A 21,241-nucleotide genomic window follows, 5' to 3' on the forward strand; every position below is an offset into this window, starting at 1 on the left:
CAGGAAATTCTCCCATTCATTCCCTCAATCCATCTAAAAAGGAATGGGAGACAACTCCCATTCCTTTTTGGCACTTTTCTGATACTTAATTCAAGGCCATGCTAACGTAGTTTAAAATAAAGAGAACATCTAGGATCCAAATCATGCTGTGCACTTCTTTGGCTTGTCCTTTAACCACTTTCACCAAGCTATAGGTGATAAATCCAGCAGCGATCCCTTGTGTAATCGAGTAGCTGAAGCCCATAAAGATAGAGGTGAAGAAAGCAGGAACTGCTTCTGACATATCTTCCCAATGGATATTTTTCAAGCCACTCAACATCATGATCCCAACAACAATCAAAATTGGGGCTGTAGCAGCGGTCGGTACAATCGCCAACAAAGGACTAAAGAGACTTGAAATAGCAAAACAGATCGCTACAACCAAGGCTGTCAAACCAGTGCGTCCACCAGCTCCAATACCAGCTGCAGATTCAACATACGTCGTTACGTTTGAAGTTCCTGCAATAGCTCCGACTGAAGTCGCTACAAGGTCTGAATAGAGGGCCTTATCTAATTTCGCTGATTGATGGTTTTCCCCATTTGTCGCAACAATCCCAACTTTTTCACCCGTACCGATCAAAGTTCCGATTGTATCAAAAATATCAGTCAAGGAGAAGGCTAAGATGGCCATTAAGGTCTCAGGCAAACGAGACGTATTGGAAATCAAAGAACCCAATCCTTTCGATCCTAAAGCTTGACCAAAGATCGTGCCTAAATCATTAAAGGCAGCTCCTAGATGGTTACTTGCAAAGTCAATTTTAGTGATATCAACAACATGGATGAGAATTCCAAGAACAGTCGTTGCTAAGATGGAAAGGATAATCCCACCTTTAATCCCTTTGACAACAAAGAAAATAGTAATCGCAAGACCAACAAGAGCCAAGAGGACAGCTGGATTGTTAAAATCAACCAATCCAGGAACAGCAGATGCATTTGCTGAGATCGTTGCATTCGCCTTATCTGCTCCTTCTCCGACCACTGTATAGGTATGAGGGTCAATCGTGAATTTCAAAAATCCTGCATTCTTAATTCCAACATAGGCCAAGAAAATCCCGATCCCCGCTGAAATAGCAGAGCGAAGAGCTGTCGGAATCGATTCGATGATCATCTTCCGAACATTTGTCAATGTGATAATCAATGAAATCACTCCACAAATGAAGACCATCCCCAAAGCTTCCTGCCATGAGTAGCCCATACCAAATACAACGGTAAAGGTAAAGAAGGCATTCAAGCCCATCCCAGGTGCTTGTGCATAAGGTAAATTGGCATAAAAAGCCATCATCAAGGTCCCGACAACGGATCCAATAATCGTTGCAAGGAAGACTCCTTGAGCTGGCATACCTGTTTGTGACAACATTTGAGGGTTTACGAAGAGGATATAACTCATCGCAAAAAAGGTTGTCAAACCAGCAAGAACCTCTGTTCGAACAGTGGTTCCATGTTCTGAAAGTTTAAAAAACTTATCCATTTCAGAATAAACTCCTTTTTCATCATTCTCGCTCCCAATCAATTTGCGAACGTTATTTCTATTTTACCAAAAGATCTTTCGCCTTTCAAGAAATCCTACTTCTCTTCTCGATTTTTGAGCGCTTTTCCGATTTTTCTGATATAATGGTCTCATTCTTCTCGAAAGGAACTGAAATATGCATAAAAAGATGATCGCTCTAGATCTAGACGGCACTCTCTTAAATTCCGAAAGCAAATTGAGCGACTTTACGATTGATACCATTAAAAAAATTAGCGCTCTTGGCCATAAAATCATTATTACAACAGGACGTCCCTACCGTATGGCCCATACCTATTACAAACAACTAGAGCTTGATACTCCGATGATCAATTTCAATGGCTCCCTCACCCATCTGCCTGAGAAAAAATGGGCAGATGAACAATGTTTAACCTTAGATAAAAAATACCTCCTAGATATGGTCGCCAACCGGGATACCATCCAAGCGGACTTTATAGCTGGCGAATACCGCAATAAATTCTATATTACCGATCCAAATGAGCAAGTCGCAGACCCTAAATTATTCGGTATCGAGGCTTTCCAACCAGAAAATCAATTTAATCCAGAACGGGTAACAAGTGACCCAAACTGTATCCTTTTTCAAACGAAAGCGGAAGACAAATATGCTCTGGCAGATGAAATGAATCGGCATTATGACTACAATCTGTCTATTAATACTTGGGGTGGTCCTTTAAATATTCTGGAATGCAATCCCAAAAATGTAACCAAAGCATCCGCTCTGACCTACCTTCTAGATAAACTCAATATGGATCAGAAAGATTTGATTGCTTTTGGAGATGAGCACAATGATACTGAGATGCTAACTCTTGCTGGTCATGGTTATGCTATGAAAAACGCGAGCTCTATCCTAATTCCTTATGCAGACTCCATCACTGATTTCACGAATAATGAAGATGGTGTCGCGCGCCAATTAATTCAATTATTCTTATAATAGAAAAAGACATGAGTTACGCCCTCATGTCTTTTTTCCCCTAAATCCTTAATCGGTTAATCAATACCCCCCTTTTTTTCCATTTTTTTATTGTTCAATAGATAAGTTTGTGATATTATTAACATAGTTATTAAAGAAGCGCTTTCAAAAATTCTAATTCGCTTCTCGTTCACTTAAGGAGGAACAAAATGAAAGCTGTTGTTGTAAATCCAGAAGGTACTGGTGTTGAAATCGTTGCAAACAAAGACATGCGTCCACTTGAAACAGGGGAAGCTCTTGTTCAAATCGAATACTGTGGTGTCTGCCACACTGACTTGCACGTTGCTCACGGGGACTTCGGTAAAGTTCCAGGCCGTGTTCTTGGACACGAAGGAATCGGTATTGTTAAAGAAGTTGCTCCAGATGTTAAGAGCCTAAAGGTTGGGGATCGTGTCAGTGTCGCATGGTTCTTCGAAGGATGTGGAACTTGTGAATACTGTACAACTGGTCGTGAAACTCTCTGTCGTACTGTAAAAAATGCTGGTTACTCTGTTGATGGAGGAATGGCTGAACAATGTATCGTTACTGCAGATTACGCAGTGAAAGTACCTGAAGGATTAGATCCAGCCCAAGCTTCTTCTATTACGTGTGCAGGTGTTACCACTTACAAAGCTATCAAAGAAGCCAAAGCTGAACCAGGACAATGGATCGTTATCTATGGAGCTGGTGGACTAGGAAACTTGGCTGTTCAATATGCTAAGAAAGTCTTCAACGCACATGTCATCGCTGTCGATATCAACAATGATAAACTAGAATTGGCGAAAGAAGTTGGTGCAGACTTTGTCATCAACGGTCGCGAAGTCGAAGATGTCCCAGGATTGATCAAAGAAAAAACAAACGGTGGAGCTCACTCTGCTGTCGTAACAGCCGTTTCTAAAGTAGCTTTCAACCAAGCAGTAGATTCTGTTCGTGCTGGTGGCCGCGTTGTCGCAGTTGGTCTTCCTTCTGAAATGATGGACCTCAGCATTGTGAAAACTGTATTAGATGGTATCCAAGTCATTGGTTCTCTTGTAGGAACTCGTAAAGACTTGGAAGAAGCTTTCCAATTTGGTGCAGAAGGCTTGGTAGTCCCTGTCGTTCAAAAACGTCCAGTAGAAGATGCTGTCAAAGTCTTTGACGAAATGGAAGCCGGAACCATTCAAGGACGTATGGTACTTGACTTTACAAACTAAACAACTGAACCTACAGGACTAGCCCAACTGGGCTAGTCTTTTTTGAGTGCTCTCAATCACTCTATTTTACAATTTATTATATATTTATTTTTGTTTTCGAGAATATCGTTTGATTGTCGGAATCTTTTCATTGAGAACAAAATCCTATAAAACATATCTATTATTGATTTTTTAAGCATCAACAAGTAATAAACAAAATGCATTCAAGAGCATTCTTTTTCTATCTAACGATAATTTAATATAATAAATCAATGTTTTTACATCGAGATTTTGATAGAAAAATTGACTTAAGTGTGGAAACGATTTATAATAAAGTAGCTTAAAGTTTTCTTAAACTGAAAGTCAAACAAATTTTATAAGGAGGAATGTCAATAATGAGTATTGGTATCATTATTGCTAGCCACGGTGAATTTGCAGCTGGAATCCACCAATCCGGCTCGATGATCTTTGGGGATCAAGAGAAAGTTCAAGTGGTTACGTTCATGCCAAGTGAAGGCCCGGATGATCTCTATGCTAAATTTAATGCAGCTGTTGCCGCATTTGATGCAGAAGATGAAGTCTTGGTTTTGGCTGACCTTTGGAGTGGTTCTCCATTTAACCAAGCAAGTCGCGTCATGGGAGAAAATCCAGATCGTAAATTTGCGATCATCACAGGATTGAACCTTCCGATGTTGATTCAAGCTTATACAGAACGTTTGATGGATGCAAATGCCGGCGTTGATCAAGTCGCTGCAAACATCATCAAGGAAGCAAAAGACGGTGTCAAAGCCCTTCCAGAAGAATTGAATCCTGTTGAAGAAGCTAGTACAGCCGCTGCTGCTCCTGTAGCCCAAGCTGCTATTCCAGAAGGAACAGTTATCGGAGATGGAAAACTCAAGATTAACCTTGCCCGCTTAGATACACGTCTTCTTCATGGACAAGTCGCAACTGCTTGGACACCTGATTCAAAAGCCGATCGGATCATTGTTGCTTCAGATTCTGTTGCCAAAGATGAACTCCGTAAGGAATTGATCAAACAAGCGGCACCAAATGGTGTGAAAGCAAACGTTGTCCCAATTCAAAAATTGATCGACGTTGCAAAAGATCCACGTTTTGGAAATACCCATGCTTTGATCTTATTTGAAACACCTCAAGATGCTCTTCGCGCCATTGAAGGTGGTGTTCCGATTAAAACCTTGAACGTTGGTTCAATGGCCCACTCAACTGGTAAAACCATGGTGAACAATGTGTTGTCAATGGATAAAGATGACGTGGCTACATTTGAAAAAATGCGTGATCTTGGAGTAGAATTTGACGTCCGTAAAGTGCCAAATGACTCTAAGAAAGATTTGTTTGACTTAATTAACAAAGCTAACGTTCAATAATCGATTACTTACGAAAGGATTTTAAACATGTCTATTATTTCTATGGTATTAGTGGTCGTTGTTGCCTTCTTAGCAGGTCTTGAAGGTATCCTTGACCAATTCCAATTCCACCAACCCCTTGTTGCTTGTACCTTAATCGGTTTGGTAACAGGTAATTTGACTGCTGGCATTATGCTTGGTGGTTCACTTCAATTTATTGCACTTGGCTGGGCAAACATTGGTGCCGCAGTTGCACCCGATGCTGCCCTTGCATCTGTCGCTGCTGCCATCATCATGGTACTTGGGGGAGACTTCAGTACAAAAGGAATCGCTGTCGCTCAAGGTGTCGCTATTCCACTTGCAGTTGCTGGTCTTTTCTTGACCATGATCGTCCGTACCCTTTCCGTTGGTTTGGTTCACACTGCCGACGCTGCTGCTAGAAAAGGGGATATCAAAGGTGTAGAACGCGCTCACTTTGTGGCCCTTCTTCTTCAAGGTCTTCGTATCGCCATTCCTGCAGCCCTCTTGTTGATGATTCCTGCTGAAACTGTCAAAACTGCTCTTGAACAAATGCCAAAATGGCTCTCTGATGGAATGCAAATCGGTGGTGGTATGGTTGTAGCCGTTGGTTATGCCATGGTTATCAACATGATGGCGAGCCGTGAAGTATGGCCATTCTTTGCCATCGGTTTTGCTCTTGCAGCCGTTAGCCAATTAACTTTGATCGCTCTTGGAGCAATTGGTGTTGCCCTTGCCTTGATCTACCTTACTCTTTCTAAGAAAGGTGGCAATGGAGGTGGCGGTGCCGCTACTTCTAACGATCCAATTGGCGACATTCTCGAAGACTATTAAGAAAGGTGTGACACTATCATGACTGAAAAATTACAATTATCTAAATCAGATCGTCAAAAAGTTTGGTGGCGTTCAACCTTCTTGCAAGGTTCTTGGAACTATGAACGGATGCAAAACTTGGGTTGGGCATACTCATTGATCCCAGCTATCAAAAAACTCTACACAAAGAAAGAAGACCAAGCGGCTGCTCTTGAGCGTCACATGGAATTCTTTAACACTCACCCATACGTTGCCGCTCCTATCATCGGGGTAACGCTTGCTCTTGAAGAAGAGTGCTGCTATTGACGATGCTGCTATCCAAGGGGTTAAAATTGGTATGATGGGTCCTTTGGCGGGTATCGGAGATCCAGTCTTCTGGTTTACAGTACGTCCAATTCTTGGGGCTCTTGGTGCATCACTTGCTGCGTCTGGTAACATCCTTGGCCCACTCATCTTCTTTATCGCATGGAATGCGATTCGTATGGCCTTCTTGTGGTACACGCAAGAACTTGGCTACAAAGCAGGTTCTGAAATTACCAAAGATATGTCTGGTGGGATCTTGCAAGACATCACTAAAGGAGCTTCTATCCTTGGGATGTTCATCCTCGCTGTCTTGGTAGAACGTTGGGTATCTATTAAATTTATCTTTAATGTTTCTTCTGTCAAATTAGACGACAAAGCTTATATCCACTGGGATAAACTTCCTGAAGGATACAAGGGTATCCAAGAAGCCTTCGCTCAAGTTGGTTCAGGCCTATCTCAAACACCTGAAAAAGTTACAACTTTCCAACAAAACTTGGATTCATTGATTCCTGGTTTGATGGGATTGCTTCTTACTTTTGCTTGTATGTGGTTGTTGAAGAAAAAAGTATCTCCAATCGCCATCATCATCGCCCTCTTTGTAATCGGTGTATTAGCACACGTTGCTGGCTTGATGTAAGCAAAGATCAACTTAAAAGAAGGTTTCGGCCTTCTTTTTATTATGATATAATGGAATGAATAGCAATACAGGAGGATCTCATGGCTCAATCATTGAATAAAACCGTTGAATTCCATACTACAGGGGTTTCTTACCTTGGAGTGGGGGGAAAGGTTGGAAAAATCCTAGTAGGGAATGCCGCTTTTGAATTTTATGCGGATGCAAATGTAGAAGACTACATCCAAATTCCCTGGCAAGAAATTGAACAAATCGGAGCCAATGTATCCGGACGTAAAATTAGCCGTCATTTTGAAATCTATACCAGAGAATCAAAATTTCTCTTTGCTTCAAAAGACTCTGGAAAAATTTTAAAGATTGCTCGGGAACATCTAGGAAATGATAAAATTGTCAAACTTCCTACGTTGATCCAAATCATCACAGCTAAAATTAAAAATCTATTTGCAAAATAGGATCTTTTCTTGTATAATAGACGCAAACGGATAAGTAAGTTAAGAGGTTCTTTCAGAAAGTCTGCGGTTGCTGCGAGCAGATAGAAATCTTAATTGAAATTCTACCGTTTCTTTAAAATACAATATCGAATCAAGTGCACACCTGTGAAGTTGGATGGAACCGTGGCTCTGCCACTCCAACACTGTAACAGGTGTGTTTTTTGTTAAAGGAGAAGCTATGTTAGATATTAAACGGATTCGTACAGACTTTGATACGGTTGCTAAAAAATTGGCAACACGTGGCGTAGATGCAGCTATTTTGAATGAAATGAAAGAAATCGATGCCAAACGTCGAGATATCTTAGTCAAAGTAGAAAATCTTAAAGCAGAGCGTAACACTGTATCTGCTGAAATCGCACAAGCTAAACGCAACAAGGAAAATGCAGATGATAAGATTGCTGCCATGCAAACCCTCTCTGCAGAAGTCAAAGCATTGGATACAGAATTGGCTGAAATCGATGCCAAATTAACTGAATTCACTACTACCCTTCCAAATATCCCTGCTGATAGTGTCCCTGTTGGAGCAGATGAGGATGACAACGTTGAAGTTCGCCGTTGGGGAACTCCTCGCGAGTTTGACTTCGAACCAAAAGCTCACTGGGATTTAGGTGAAGACCTTGATATCCTTGACTGGGAACGCGGGGCTAAAGTTACTGGTGCTCGTTTCCTCTTTTACAAAGGACTTGGAGCTCGCTTAGAACGCGCTATCTACAACTTCATGTTGGACGAACATGGCAAGGAAGGCTACACTGAAGTCATCCCTCCTTACATGGTCAACCATGATTCTATGTTTGGTACTGGACAATATCCAAAATTCAAGGAAGATACTTTTGAACTTAGCGATACTAATTATGTCCTCATTCCAACTGCTGAAGTTCCTTTGACAAACTACTACCGCGATGAAATTCTTGATGGGAAAGACCTTCCAATCTACTTCACCGCTATGAGTCCATCATTCCGTTCAGAAGCTGGTTCAGCTGGTCGTGATACTCGTGGATTGATCCGTTTGCACCAATTCCATAAGGTTGAAATGGTGAAATTTGCCAAACCAGAAGATTCATATGGTGAATTGGAAAAAATGGTTATCAATGCTGAAAATATCCTTCAAAAACTGAACCTTCCATACCGTGTAGTAGCTCTCTCAACGGGAGACATGGGCTTCTCAGCTGCCAAGACTTACGACTTAGAAGTATGGATTCCAGCGCAAAACACCTACCGTGAAATCTCAAGCTGTTCCAATACAGAAGATTTCCAAGCTCGCCGTGCGCAAATCCGCTACCGTGATGAAGCAGATGGCAAGGTAAAACTCCTTCACACTTTGAACGGTTCTGGGTTGGCTGTCGGACGTACCGTTGCTGCTATTCTTGAAAACTATCAAAACGAAGACGGTTCTGTGACCATTCCAGAAGTCCTTCGCCCATACATGGGTGGCGCAGAAGTCATCGCACCAAAATAAAGTTTAAAAAAACTGAGTCTTGCAAATTGCAAGCTCAGTTTTTTAATATTTACGAAAACGTTGGTAGCGTTGCTCCAAAAGATCTTCGAGAGGCAAGGCTTGTAAAACCTTTAACTCTTCCTGTAATTCCTTCTTCACTTGAGCCAGTAGTTCTCCATTTGAAAATCCATGCTCGGGAATCACCTTATCGACAATTTCCATATTTAACAATTCGTGAGAAGTAATCTTCATCAACTCTGCTGCTTCCATTGCACGGCTTCCATCTTTCCAAAGAATAGAGGCAAAACCTTCTGGACTCAAGACCGCATAGATGGAGTTCTCAAGCATCCAGACCTTATCTGCTACAGCAAGAGCCAAGGCACCACCAGAACCACCTTCTCCGATGATAATCGCGATAATCGGAACTTTTAAATCACTCATTTCCATGAGGTTACGGGCAATGGCTTCCCCTTGTCCTCGTTCTTCAGCACCAACACCAGGATAAGCACCCGCTGTATTGATAAAGGTCACAACTGGACGACCAAATTTCTCCGCTTGCTTCATGAGACGCAAAGCTTTTCGATAGCCTTCTGGATGGGGTTGCCCAAAATTACGTTTTAGATTATCTTGAAGATTTTTTCCTTTTTGGATCCCAACGACTGTAACCGTTTGATCGCCTAAGCGTCCAATCCCACCAATCACCGCACCATCATCACGGAAGTTTCGATCTCCATGTAATTCGATAAAATCATCAAAAATTCCTTGAGCAAAATCAAGCGCAGTCAATCTTCCTTGGTCACGTGCCTCTTTAATAATCTGTGTTATTTTACTCATGTTTACCTCCATGAAGGGCCAATAATTGTCCAACTGTTGCTCGGATTTGGCTTCTCTCCACGATCAAGTCTACAAATCCATGTTCTTGTAGAAATTCTGCTTTTTGGAAATCATCTGGCAATTGTTCACGTACAGTAGACTCAATCACGCGTCGACCAGCAAAACCAACCAAGGCCTGACTCTCTGCCATGATAATATCACCTTCCATAGCAAATGAAGCCGTTACCCCACCGGTTGTCGGATCTGTCAATACCGTCAAATAGAATAATTTTTCTTTAGAATGACGTTGAACAGCCGCAGAAATTTTTGCCATTTGCATCAAACTCACGATTCCTTCTTGCATCCGAGCACCACCGGAAGCGGTAAAAAGAACAACTGGCAATTTTTCTTTTGTCGCAAATTCAAATAAACGAGTAATTTTTTCGCCTACTACAGAACCCATTGAAGCCATGATAAAGTTGGAATCCATGATCCCAAGCGCAACTTTTTGCCCTTTAATCAAGGCAGCTCCAGTCAGGACAGCTTCATCCAGTCCTGTCATTTCCCGCACTGCTGCTAATTTCTTCTTATAATTTGGGAAATTCAAAGGATCTGTCGTTTCGATTCCTGTAAACATTTCTTCAAAGCTAGCTGGATCCACTGTCAACGCCAAGCGTTCTTTAGCAGAAATACGGAAGGTATAGCCACAATTCGGGCATACTCGTTCACTACCTAAATCCTTTTGGTAAATGGTATGTTTACAACCTGGGCATTGTGAAAATAGTTCATCAGGAACTTCAGGTTTTGGCTGAGGCTCCTTCCAGGCTGACCTATTCGGATTGATCCGAATATATTTATCTTTTTTAGAAAATAATGCCATTACTTACTCCTTATAATATGCTACAGTATCTGAAGCATTACTATAAAAGCCTGAAACTGTGAAGATGATGTTCATACTTCCCTCACAAGTCCAGGCTTTTTCATCATTCCTTATTATAATTTGGAAGGAATTGTTCCATCAAAAATGCAGTGTCATAATCACCAGCGATCACATGTGAATCTGAAATCAAATCCAACTGGAAACTGCTATTGGTGGTGACACCATCGATTTCCAACTCATAAAGAGCACGCTGCATTTTCATCAGTGCATCAAAGCGATTTTCCCCATGGACAATGATCTTGGCAATCATACTATCATAGTATGGTGGAATCGTATACCCAGGATACACAGCAGAATCCACACGCAAGCCAACCCCACCACTTGGAAGATAGAGATTAGTGATCTTACCAGGGCTAGGTGCAAAGTTGAAGGAAGGATTTTCCGCATTGATCCGGCATTCAATCGCATGGCCTTTAATGACAATATCCTCTTGAGTAACGGATAATTCTTGGCCAGCTGCGATTTTAATCTGTTCCTTAACGATATCAACTCCTGTTACAAATTCCGTGACAGGATGCTCTACTTGGACACGGGTATTCATTTCCATAAAGTAGAACTCACCCTTGCCTTCATCATACAAGAATTCAATCGTTCCAGCATTCTCGTACCCAACTGATTCAGCTGCACGAACAGCTGCAGAACCAATCCGATCACGAAGCGTTTTTCCAATAGCAATCGAAGGGGATTCTTCTAGAACTTTTTGGTTATTTCGTTGAAGAGAACAATCGCGTTCACCTAAGTGAATAACATGTCTATGCTGATCCGCTAAAATCTGTACTTCAATGTGGCGTGCCGGATAAATCACCCGTTCCATATACATGGCACCATTTCCAAAAGCAGCTTGAGCTTCTGAGGAAGCAGATTCAAAAGCAGCAACCAAATCTTCTGGTTTTTCAACCTTCCGAATTCCTTTACCACCGCCTCCTGCAGATGCTTTCAACATCACAGGGTAACCAATACGCTCTGCAATCTCGAGGGCTTCTTCAGCAGTATACACTTCACCATCTGATCCAGGAATAACAGGTACTCCTGCTTTGATCATCTGTTTACGAGCATTAATCTTATCCCCCATCAAATCCATGACTTTAGCAGAAGGACCAATAAATTTAATGCCCACTTCCTCACACATGGTCGCAAATTTTGAGTTTTCACTTAAAAATCCAAAACCAGGATGGATAGCTTCTGCTCCTGTTAGAACAGCTGCAGACAAGACAGCACTCATATTCAAATAAGACTCTGTTGATTTAGCAGGTCCAATACAGACTGCTTCATCCGCTAGTAAGGTATGCAAGGCTTCTTTATCAGCAGTAGAATACACTGCAACCGTCTCGATGCCAAGTTCACGAGCCGCACGAATAATACGAACTGCAATCTCACCACGATTGGCGATTAAGATCTTACGAAACATAGATAGGCCTTTCTTAATTTCCAATTGCAAACGTAAGCGTTCCTGAAGCTGCAAGCTTACCGTCTACTTCTGCTTTCGCTTCAACAACAGCAATTGTTCCACGACGTTTGACAAAAGTAGCTGTCATCACCAGTTGATCTCCTGGAACGACTTGTTTTTTAAACTTCACCTTGTCCATCCCTGCATAAAAGACTAATTTTCCTTTATTTTCAGGTTTTGACAACTCTAGTACACCTGCTGTTTGTGCCAAAGCTTCCATGATGAGAACACCTGGCATAACAGGATACTGTGGAAAATGTCCATTAAAAAATGGTTCATTAATTGTCACGTTTTTAATGGCAACAATCGTATCTTCGCTTGTTTCTAAAACGCGATCCACCAAAAGCATTGGGTAACGATGCGGCAAAGCCTCACGAATAGCATTTATATCAATTGTCATTTGATTCGAACCAATCCTTTTCCAAATTCAACCATTTCTTCATTCGTTACCAAAATTTCAGTGACCACCCCATCTTTAGGTGCTGGGACTTCATTCATCACTTTCATGGCTTCGATAATCAAGAGTGTTTGACCCTTAGTAACTTTGTCTCCTACAGATACAAAGGCTGATTTATCCGGTGCTGGCGACAAGTAAGCCACCCCAACCAATGGACTTTCAACCACATCACCTTCTGCAGCCTGAGCTGGAGCAGCAACTGGTTCAGCCGCTACAGCTGGAGTTGCTGGGGCTTCAACAACAGGGGCTACTACAGGAGTTTGAGGAGTTGCTACCACTTCAACTGCAGGAGCAACCGGTGTAGCCGCAACTGAACTCGTTTGGTTTTTACTCAAATTCAATTCTTCGCCATTATTTTTATATGAGAATTCACGCAAAGTTGACGCATCAAATTGAGCCAACAAATCTTTGATTTCAGAAATATTCATGAATTAACCCTCCCAACGTTTAAAGGCCAGAACAGCATTGTGTCCTCCAAAACCAAAGGTATTTGAGATAGCATACTGAATATCCGCTTCTTGACCTTCACCATAAACAACGTTTGCTTCGATATAGTCAGACAATTCTTTGGTACCAGCAGTTTTTGGTACAAAGCTGTGACGAATCGCTTCGATGGTAGCAATCGCTTCAACCGCACCAGCAGCACCAAGCAAGTGTCCTGTAAATGATTTAGTAGATGATACAGGAACTTCTTTACCAAGTACAGAAACAATAGCTCCGCTTTCACCTTTCTCATTGGCAGGTGTAGAGGTACCATGCGCATTGACATAATCGACATCTTCAGGTTTGATACCAGCTTCATTGATCGCTAATTTAATCGCTTTAGCCGCACCTGAACCATCTGGGGTTGGTGTTGTCATATGATAAGCATCACAGTTTGATCCGTAACCAACAATCTCAGCCAAGATGTTAGCACCACGTTTTTGAGCATGTTCCAAGCTTTCAATAACGAGGACCCCTGCACCTTCACCCATCACAAAACCATTACGGTCTTTGTCAAATGGGATAGATGAACGTTCTGGGTCTTCCGTTGTTGAAAGGGCCGTAAGAGCATTGAAACCACCGATACCAATTCTAGTAATTGAAGCTTCTGAACCACCGGCTAAAACAACATCATGGAACCCAAATTTAATTTCGCGGAAGGCTTCACCGATAGCATCATTGGCAGAGGCACAGGCAGTTGTCACTGATTTACATACCCCTTGTGCGCCAATTTTAAGCGCAATATTCCCAGCACCCATGTTTGAAAGAGCTTTTGGAATAAACATTGGTTGGATTCTCTTCATCCCACGTTCATGCATCCGGATAATTTGATCTTCCAATTCTTGCAAACCACCGATACCAGATGATACAATCACGCCTACACGATCACGGTCTTCTTCTTCCATATTCAAGCCTGAATTTTCAATAGCTTCCATCGCAGCATAGATTGCATACAATGAGTATGTATCCATACGATTTTGATCTTTTTTCACAAAATATTTATCGAATGGGAAATCTTGAATTTCACCAGCATTAAAGACTGGAATTTCAGAAGCATCAAATTTCGTAATGGGCTTGATTCCAATTTTTCCTTCATGAAGGCTATTCCAGAACTCCTCTGGTGTATTTCCGATTGGTGAGGTTACACCGTAACCTGTAACAACAACACGATTTGTAGACATATATATTCTCCTTTTGTCGGATGGATATTTAAGTAAGTGATTTTCGATCAGTGAGCATTCATTATTGCATAGTCATGCCGCCATCAATGGCAATTGTTTGACCAGTTAAATATTCTTGACCTGCCAAGAAAGCCGCAACTTCTGCCACTTCTTCAGCTTGACCAATTCGTTTCATTGGCACTTGAGCTAGCATGGCATCTTTCATTTTCTCTGGAATAGCATCAGTCATATCTGATTCAATGAAACCAGGTGCAATGGCATTCACACGAACGCCACGAGCCGCAACTTCACGCGCTACTGATTTAGTGAAACCAATCAAACCAGCTTTTGAAGCCGCATAGTTAGCTTGACCGATATTCCCCATTAGACCAACAACAGAGGACATGTTGATAATGGCCCCTTGACGAGCTTTAGACATCGGTTTTAAGACAGCTTGAGTCATATTAAAGGCACCTGTCAAGTTGATTTTCAAGACCCGTTCAAAATCTTCTTCAGTCATTTTCAACATCAACTTGTCGTTTGTGATCCCAGCGTTATTGACCAAAACATCAACACTTCCAAGCTTTTCAATTGCTTCAGCCACCATACGTTGCGCATCTTCGCCATTAGAAATATCCCCAGAAATACCAACAACAGTCACACCATAGTCAGCAAACTGTGCAAGCAAGTCCTCAGAAATTTCAGAACGTCCATTTAGGACAACATTGGCACCGAGACTCGCAAATTTATGAGCCACAGCCAATCCAATTCCGCGTGTTGAACCAGTTACAAAAACATTTTTATTTTTAAGTTCCATCTTTACCTCGTTTTAAGCATTCAGAAGTGCATCTAGACTAGCCTGATCTTCGACGTTATGAGTTGGAAGGGTTTTATCAATTTTCTTCAAGAAACCTGACAAGACTTTTCCTGGACCAATCTCAATCACTTCATCTACACCAAATTCTTGGATAGTGGCAATCGAATCATAAAAACGTACAGGTTCCATCACCTGACGGGCCAAAAGTGCTTTCACATCTTCTGACTTCATGATAGTAGCTTCTGTATTCCCAACTAAAGGAAGATCAAAATCATTAAATGATACTTTTTCTAGTTCAGCCGCCAATTTTTGACTAGCTGATTTAAGTAAAGCTGTGTGGAATGGGCCTGAAACATTAAGAGGAATCAAACGTTTGGCACCTGCCTCCTGCAACAGTTCCACAGCATAGTCTACAGCTGCAACCTCACCACCAATCACAATTTGGGCTGGTGTATTGTAGTTTGCTGGTGTTACTACACCCTTTTCAGATGCTTGTTGACAGATTTCTTCAATCAAACTTGGATCAGTATTCATAACAGCTACCATTTTCCCACTTCCAGCAGGAGCCGCCGTTTCCATGAATTCGCCACGTTTTGCAACCAAAGCTACTGCATCTTCAAACGAAAGAACTCCAGCAGCAACCAGGGCAGAGTATTCCCCCAAAGAAAGGCCGGCAACAATATCAGGAGTGATACCATTTTCTGCCAAAAGGCGATAAATGGCTACTGACGTTGTCAAAATAGCTGGTTGAGTATAGCGTGTCTGATTCAGTTTTTCTTCGTTAGAATCAATCAATTCACGTAAATCATAACCGAGAATACGATTAGCCGTATCAAATGTCTCTTTGACAACGGGATAAGTCGCATACAAATCGCTCGCCATGCCCAATTTCTGAGCCCCTTGACCAGCAAATAAGAACGCACGTTTTGTCACTATCCTAATCCTTTCGACGTTTTTAGACGTTTACATCTGCCCAACGAGCAGCTTCTTCTTTAATCACCTTAGCAGCACCTGTGTATAGGTCTTCCAAGATTTCTGCACATGTTTCTTCTTTACGAACAAGACCTGCAATTTGTCCAGCCATAACCGAACCATATTCCACATCTCCATCAACAACCGCGTTACGAAGGGCACCTGCACCAAGCTCTTCAATTTCCTCTTGAGTCTTCTTACCAGCCAAGAAATCTTTTTCAGCTTGGTTATATTCAGTAGCCAATTTATTCTTAATCGCACGAACTGGGTGTCCAACAACTGAGGCTGAAATAACAGTATCAATATCTTTAGCCTTCAAAATCTTATCTTTGAAGTTTTGGTGTGCATTAGATTCTTTGGCAACAGCGAAACGCGTACCAACCTGAACAGCTTCTGCTCCAAGCATAAGAACAGCAGCCATACCACGTCCATCAGCAACACCACCAGCTCCAATAACTGGGATAGATACCGCATCAGCAACTTGGCGAACAAGTGCCATAGTTGTCAATTTACCGATGTGACCACCAGCTTCCATACCTTCTGCGACAACAGCATCTGCTCCAAGTTTTTCCATACGTTTAGCAAGTGCTACCGATGGAATAACTGGGATTACTGTAATTCCAGCTTCGTGGAAACGCTCCATATATTTACCTGGGTTTCCGGCTCCTGTTGTAACAACCTTAACGCCCTCTTCGATAACGAGGTCGACGATGTCATCTGCAAATGGTGACAAAAGCATGATATTAACACCGAATGGTTTGTCAGTGATTTGTTTTACTCTATCAATGTTAGCTTTTACCACTTCTTTAGGGGCATTACCACCACCAATAATTCCGAGTCCACCAGCATTTGAAACGGCTCCTGCCAAGTCGCCATCAGCAACCCAGGCCATCCCACCTTGGAAGATTGGATATTTAATATTCAATAGTTCAGTAATTCGTGTTTGCATTATACCTACCTCTTTTTTCGCTTAAGTAATAGTTTAAGTTCGAAAGATTGTTTATTTGAGCCTCAAACTATTACCTAAACAAGAGAGAATATCTTTCGATACTCTCATCTATCATTATTTTGTTTTTTCTTCTACGTAAGCGACAAGATCACCAACTGTAGACAATCCTTCTTCAGTTTCGATTTGGATATCAAAAGCATCTTCGATTTCAGAGATCACTTGGAACAAATCCAATGAATCAGCTTCTAAATCTTCGAATGTAGATTCAAGAGTTACTTCTGATGGTTCTTTACCAAGTTCTTCAACGATAATTTCTTGTACTTTTTCAAATACTGCCATGACAGGCCTCCTTAAAAAATAATATATAAATTTTTAAAATGTGTTTCCACATGTTTAACTAGATTGTAACAAGAAGTGTGCCCCATGTCAAACCTCCACCGAATCCTGTAAGAAGAATTTTTTGACTTCCATCCATCTTGATTCGATGATTCTCGACACACTCCGATAATAGAATGGGGATACTAGCAGCACTAGTGTTCCCATATTCCATCATATTTGCTGGGATCTTCTCTCTAGAGACACCCAGTTTTTTTGACATCTTATCTAACATTCGGTCATTCGCCTGATGTAAAAGAAAATAGTCAATCTCTTCTGCTTCCATAGAGGCGTCTGCTATAATCTTTTGAATGCTTTTCGTGACATCACGAATGGCAAAATCAAAAACTACCCGTCCATCCATCGTCAGATATCTTCGATCGGAAACTTCATCTGAATAAGGGGAAGACAGCCCCAAATAGCAAGACTCAAGACTAGCACCTCGGCTACCATCTGTAAAAAGATTCTCAGCCAAAAACGATTTTTGATCGCTTGCTTCAAGCAAGACACCACCAGCTCCATCTCCAAAAAGGACTGAAGTGGAACGGTCTGACCAGTCTAATACTTTTGAAAGCGTCTCACTACCGATCACAATTCCTCGCCGGTACATACCTGAAGAAATGTATTTTTCAGCAGTGGCTAATGCAAATACAAATCCGCTACATGCTGCAGTCAGATCAAAGGCAAAAGCTCGAGAAGCTCCAATATTAGCTTGTACCCGGGCTGCAGTTGATGGCATTAAGCTGTCTGGAGTAATCGTAGCAACAACGATGAAATCAATTTCCTCAGCATCTAAGTTTGCTTTTGCTAATAATCTTTGTGCAACAATTGTTGCTAGATCACTTGTCGTCTCATCTTTTGAAATGTGACGCCGAAGGATACCTGTCCGACTACTGATCCATTCATCACTTGTATCCATGATCTCAGCCAAATCATCATTTGATACGACTTGGTCAGGTGCATAATGAGCAACTTGACTAATTTTAGCAAAGACCATTATTTAATTTCCTCCAAGAAACGATACAGATTTTGCAATCCTTTTTGCATCACTTTCTTCTCTTCGGGACTCATATCTCCAATAATCTGGTTGACCATCCGTTTATGGAATTGCTGATGAAGACGATAAAGTAGACGACCGTTCTTCGTTAAACTCAAGTGTACAACCCGGCGATCAACTTCCGATCTTCTTCTTTCGATATACCCTTTGCGCTCAAGATTATTCAAACTTGTCGTGACAGTCCCCAAAGTCACCATCAACTCCCGTGAAATATCACTCGGGGTTGCATTCGGTGTCGAACCAATCACATCGATCGTATGCATTTCTTTAATAGAAACATCTTTGAATCGACTTGCTCTTAGACTCGACTCCTCAATAACCAAAACATTATTAAAGATGGATGTTAAATAGTCGTTAACTAATTGGTAATTCAAAACTCCACCTCCTAATTTTACTTTGATAGTCAAATTTTATCAAAAATGAAAATAATTTGCAAGCATTTTTTCACAAAACATAGAAAAATTACAAATTTATTTTCCTTTAAATTGTGGCCGACGTTTCTCAGAGTAGGCAATAACCCCTTCCTTGAAATCTTCTGTAAATGCTAGTTTCTTTTGCAAATCCAATTCAAGACCCGCATATCGGTCCCATTCTTTCAAGAATGCTTCCCAAACCATTTCTTTCATGGCAGCATAAGAATTTGAAGATCCTCTTCTTAATTTTTTAAGCAATTGCTCAACTGTTTTATCGAGTCTTTCAGATTCACAAACACGATAAGCTAGGCCATAATCAAATGCCTTTTCAGCAGTCAAGGCTTCACCCGTCATTACTAAATGAGTAGCCCGAGACATGCCAATGGCTTTTCCTAACAAGAATAAGCCACCCGCATCCGGTGCTAAACCAACCCCAACAAAGGCTTGGATAAATTTAGTCCGATCACTAATAATACAAAAATCAACAGCTACTGCAATGTTAGCAGCTGCTCCAGCAACCGCTCCATCTGCCACCATAATAACCGGTTTTGGCAATTGCTTGATTTTCTTTGAAATCGTATTAACTAATTCGGCAATTAAAACAAGAGACTCGATGTCATCCGCATCGACTGCGCGTTTCATTTCGCTTAAATCTCCACCAACTGAAAAGATTTTCCCTTCTGCTGATAGAATAATGAATTTTACTTCCTCATTTTTTTCTGCATCTTCCAGGGCAGCTAAAATTTCCTGACACATTGGAATGTTAAAACCATTGGATACTTCAGGACGATTTAAAGAGATTGTCGCGAGGTCGTTTTCGACAGAATACAAAATTGTTTCAAACATCACTGACTCCTTTTATTTAAATATAAAATATTTTGATATTAAAACTTTTGAATTATAACATATCATACCACAAAAAAGTAAAATAGTAAAATATATCTATAAGATGTAACAAAATTGTAAAATTTGAATAATTACAATTTCTCTCCTCTACAGAATCAATTATTTTATGCCCTATCTGAAAATACATTGTATCAATAACTGAACTTTGGTATAATGTATTAATGAAACTATTAAGGAGAAAATATGAAAGTAACTAAATTCGGTGGAAGTTCTCTAGCATCAGCTTCTCAATTAAAAAAAGTACTTGATATCATTAAAGATGATCCAGAAAGAAGATTTGTAGTTGTATCAGCTCCAGGCAAACACAACGCTGAAGATACAAAAGTAACAGACGCTCTGATCCGGTATTATAAAGAATTTACTTCAGATAAGGATGTCACACAAACACAACAGTGGATTATTGAACGTTATCGTGCCATTACAGAAGAATTGGGTCTCAAAGAGTCTATTATTCAGGAAATTGCTGAAGATATCTATGATTTAACAAATTTACCTAAAAAAGGGAATCCATTCACATACGATGCATTCCTAGCAGCAGGCGAAAATAACAATGCTAAACTCATTGCTGCTTATTTCAATCAAAATGGATTAGAAGCAAGATATATCCATCCAAAAGAAGCAGGAATTACGGTCACTGCTGAACCTTCCAACGCTCGTATTTTACCATCTAGTTACGATAAAATTGAAGAACTAAAAGACTCAAGTGAAGTGATTGTCATTCCAGGATTCTTTGGTGTTACTCAAGATGGTGATATTTGTACATTTTCTCGTGGTGGATCTGATATAACAGGATCGATCATTGCAGCAGGTGTAAAAGCAGACTTATACGAAAACTTTACAGACGTAAATGGTATTTTTGCAGCACATCCAGGCATTATTAAACACCCACATTCTATACCTGAATTAACCTACAAAGAAATGCGTGAATTAGCCTATGCAGGCTTTTCAGTCTTGCATGATGAAGCGCTCGTTCCAGCATACAGAGGTAAAATTCCATTAGTCATTAAAAATACTAATAATCCAGACCACCCTGGAACCCGCATTGTTTTGGAACATTCAAATGATCATGTGACTGTTGTAGGGATTGCAGGGGATTCAGGATTCGTTAGTATTAACACTACAAAATACCTTATGAACCGTGAAGTCGGTTTTGGTCGAAAAGTCCTTCAAATTTTAGAAGATCTCAATATCAGTTGGGAACATATGCCAACTGGTATCGACGACCTGTCTATAATCTTACGTTCACGTGAGCTCACGCCAATTAAAGAACAGGAAATTTTAAAACAATTAACGCAAAAGCTTGAAGTTGACACAGCAGAAATTGAACATGATCTTTCCATCATTATGATTGTTGGTGAGAAAATGAAGAGTCAAGTGGGGGTTACCGCCACTGCAGCCAAAGCACTATCAGAAAATGAAGTGAATATTCAAATGATCTCGCAAGGTTCTAGTGAAGTTTCCATTATGTTCGTTGTAAGTAAAGATCAAGAAGAAAAAGCAATTAAAGCCTTATATCAAGCATTTTTCCCAAATAACTAAATAGAGAAAAGCTCCGTTAACTAAACGGAGCTTTAATTAACATTAAAATGAAAAGTAAAAAAGAGATCAATTACCTGATCTCTTTTTTTCTATACTCCGCCAGTAGGACTCGAACCTACGACATCATGATTAACAGTCATGCGCTACTACCAACTGAGCTATGGCGGAAT

21 protein-coding genes, 1 tRNA gene and 1 pseudogene are annotated in these 21,241 nt (G+C 40.8%); 8 read left to right on the top strand and 15 right to left on the bottom strand.

The window, feature by feature from the left end:
* Positions 1-85: 85 nt before the first annotated feature.
* Positions 86-1,507, bottom strand: coding sequence for an NCS2 family permease (locus HMPREF2685_RS01760; protein ID WP_070464909.1), 1,422 nt, complete (start codon positions 1,505-1,507; stop codon positions 86-88).
* A gap of 175 nt (positions 1,508-1,682) precedes the next feature.
* Between HMPREF2685_RS01760 and HMPREF2685_RS01765 the strand changes: the two genes are divergently transcribed.
* From HMPREF2685_RS01765 to serS, 7 genes and pseudogenes are all read left to right on the top strand, one after another.
* Entirely contained in the window at positions 1,683-2,495 is an 813-nt protein-coding gene (locus HMPREF2685_RS01765; RefSeq protein WP_070464912.1) for a Cof-type HAD-IIB family hydrolase, read from the top strand.
* Between the two features lie 188 nt (positions 2,496-2,683).
* Positions 2,684-3,706, top strand: coding sequence for an alcohol dehydrogenase AdhP (gene adhP / locus HMPREF2685_RS01770; protein ID WP_003003874.1), 1,023 nt, complete (start codon positions 2,684-2,686; stop codon positions 3,704-3,706).
* A 374-nt stretch (positions 3,707-4,080) separates the two neighbouring features.
* A complete protein-coding gene (locus HMPREF2685_RS01775; RefSeq protein ID WP_003010431.1) occupies positions 4,081-5,070 on the top strand; it encodes a PTS sugar transporter subunit IIB in 990 nt (329 codons plus the stop codon).
* Between the two features lie 27 nt (positions 5,071-5,097).
* A complete protein-coding gene (locus tag HMPREF2685_RS01780; protein ID WP_048789380.1) occupies positions 5,098-5,901 on the top strand; it encodes a PTS mannose/fructose/sorbose transporter subunit IIC in 804 nt (267 codons plus the stop codon).
* 18 nt (positions 5,902-5,919) lie between these two features.
* Positions 5,920-6,820: pseudogene (locus HMPREF2685_RS01785) on the top strand (PTS system mannose/fructose/sorbose family transporter subunit IID).
* A gap of 80 nt (positions 6,821-6,900) precedes the next feature.
* Positions 6,901-7,269, top strand: coding sequence for a DUF956 family protein (locus tag HMPREF2685_RS01790; protein WP_003003958.1), 369 nt, complete (start codon positions 6,901-6,903; stop codon positions 7,267-7,269).
* 217 nt (positions 7,270-7,486) lie between these two features.
* A complete protein-coding gene (gene serS / locus HMPREF2685_RS01795; RefSeq protein ID WP_070464915.1) occupies positions 7,487-8,764 on the top strand; it encodes a serine--tRNA ligase in 1,278 nt (425 codons plus the stop codon).
* A 42-nt stretch (positions 8,765-8,806) separates the two neighbouring features.
* Here the strand turns inward: serS and HMPREF2685_RS01800 are convergent, their stop codons facing one another.
* The 13 genes from HMPREF2685_RS01800 to HMPREF2685_RS01860 form a co-directional block, all read right to left on the bottom strand.
* Positions 8,807-9,577, bottom strand: coding sequence for an acetyl-CoA carboxylase carboxyl transferase subunit alpha (locus HMPREF2685_RS01800; RefSeq protein WP_023920222.1), 771 nt, complete (start codon positions 9,575-9,577; stop codon positions 8,807-8,809).
* Positions 9,570-10,436, bottom strand: a complete 867-nt coding sequence (gene accD, locus HMPREF2685_RS01805) for an acetyl-CoA carboxylase, carboxyltransferase subunit beta (RefSeq protein ID WP_061591172.1) — start codon at positions 10,434-10,436, stop codon at positions 9,570-9,572. The genes HMPREF2685_RS01800 and accD overlap by 8 nt, the downstream gene beginning before the upstream one ends.
* Before the next feature lie 103 nt (positions 10,437-10,539).
* Positions 10,540-11,904, bottom strand: coding sequence for an acetyl-CoA carboxylase biotin carboxylase subunit (locus HMPREF2685_RS01810; protein WP_070464930.1), 1,365 nt, complete (start codon positions 11,902-11,904; stop codon positions 10,540-10,542).
* 13 nt (positions 11,905-11,917) lie between these two features.
* On the bottom strand, positions 11,918-12,343 hold the full coding sequence (gene fabZ, locus HMPREF2685_RS01815; protein ID WP_003004019.1) for a 3-hydroxyacyl-ACP dehydratase FabZ: 426 nt from the start codon (positions 12,341-12,343) through the stop codon (positions 11,918-11,920).
* A complete protein-coding gene (gene accB, locus HMPREF2685_RS01820; RefSeq protein WP_049506156.1) occupies positions 12,340-12,828 on the bottom strand; it encodes an acetyl-CoA carboxylase biotin carboxyl carrier protein in 489 nt (162 codons plus the stop codon). The genes fabZ and accB overlap by 4 nt, the downstream gene beginning before the upstream one ends.
* A gap of 3 nt (positions 12,829-12,831) precedes the next feature.
* Entirely contained in the window at positions 12,832-14,064 is a 1,233-nt protein-coding gene (gene fabF, locus HMPREF2685_RS01825) for a beta-ketoacyl-ACP synthase II (RefSeq protein ID WP_061591170.1), read from the bottom strand.
* A 61-nt stretch (positions 14,065-14,125) separates the two neighbouring features.
* A complete protein-coding gene (gene fabG / locus HMPREF2685_RS01830) occupies positions 14,126-14,860 on the bottom strand; it encodes a 3-oxoacyl-[acyl-carrier-protein] reductase (protein ID WP_003010456.1) in 735 nt (244 codons plus the stop codon).
* A 12-nt stretch (positions 14,861-14,872) separates the two neighbouring features.
* Entirely contained in the window at positions 14,873-15,793 is a 921-nt protein-coding gene (fabD, locus tag HMPREF2685_RS01835; protein WP_070464918.1) for an ACP S-malonyltransferase, read from the bottom strand.
* A 22-nt stretch (positions 15,794-15,815) separates the two neighbouring features.
* Complete coding sequence (fabK, locus tag HMPREF2685_RS01840; protein WP_037608323.1) at positions 15,816-16,781, bottom strand: enoyl-[acyl-carrier-protein] reductase FabK; 966 nt, start codon at positions 16,779-16,781, stop codon at positions 15,816-15,818.
* A 114-nt stretch (positions 16,782-16,895) separates the two neighbouring features.
* Positions 16,896-17,120 (bottom strand): acyl carrier protein, encoded by a 225-nt coding sequence (locus HMPREF2685_RS01845; protein ID WP_003003892.1) that lies wholly within the window; start codon positions 17,118-17,120, stop codon positions 16,896-16,898.
* A gap of 58 nt (positions 17,121-17,178) precedes the next feature.
* Positions 17,179-18,153: a beta-ketoacyl-ACP synthase III gene (locus tag HMPREF2685_RS01850; RefSeq protein ID WP_070464920.1), complete on the bottom strand. Its 975-nt coding sequence runs from the start codon at positions 18,151-18,153 to the stop codon at positions 17,179-17,181.
* Entirely contained in the window at positions 18,153-18,587 is a 435-nt protein-coding gene (locus HMPREF2685_RS01855; RefSeq protein WP_003003993.1) for a fatty acid biosynthesis transcriptional regulator FabT, read from the bottom strand. Before HMPREF2685_RS01855 ends, HMPREF2685_RS01850 begins: the two co-directional genes overlap by 1 nt.
* Before the next feature lie 96 nt (positions 18,588-18,683).
* The gene (locus HMPREF2685_RS01860; RefSeq protein WP_070464923.1) at positions 18,684-19,475 is read right to left on the bottom strand and encodes a trans-2-decenoyl-ACP isomerase; all 792 of its coding nucleotides are present in this window, start codon (positions 19,473-19,475) and stop codon (positions 18,684-18,686) included.
* A gap of 240 nt (positions 19,476-19,715) precedes the next feature.
* Here HMPREF2685_RS01860 and HMPREF2685_RS01865 point away from each other — a divergent pair, with 240 nt between their 5' ends.
* Positions 19,716-21,071: an aspartate kinase gene (locus HMPREF2685_RS01865; RefSeq protein WP_070464927.1), complete on the top strand. Its 1,356-nt coding sequence runs from the start codon at positions 19,716-19,718 to the stop codon at positions 21,069-21,071.
* Between the two features lie 94 nt (positions 21,072-21,165).
* Here the strand turns inward: HMPREF2685_RS01865 and HMPREF2685_RS01870 are convergent.
* Positions 21,166-21,239 (bottom strand) — tRNA-Asn (locus tag HMPREF2685_RS01870).
* Between the last annotated feature and the right edge of the window lie 2 nt (positions 21,240-21,241).

The organism is Streptococcus sp. HMSC074F05 (genome assembly GCF_001808725.1).
GTDB classification, from domain to species: Bacteria; Bacillota; Bacilli; order Lactobacillales; family Streptococcaceae; genus Streptococcus; species Streptococcus parasanguinis_I.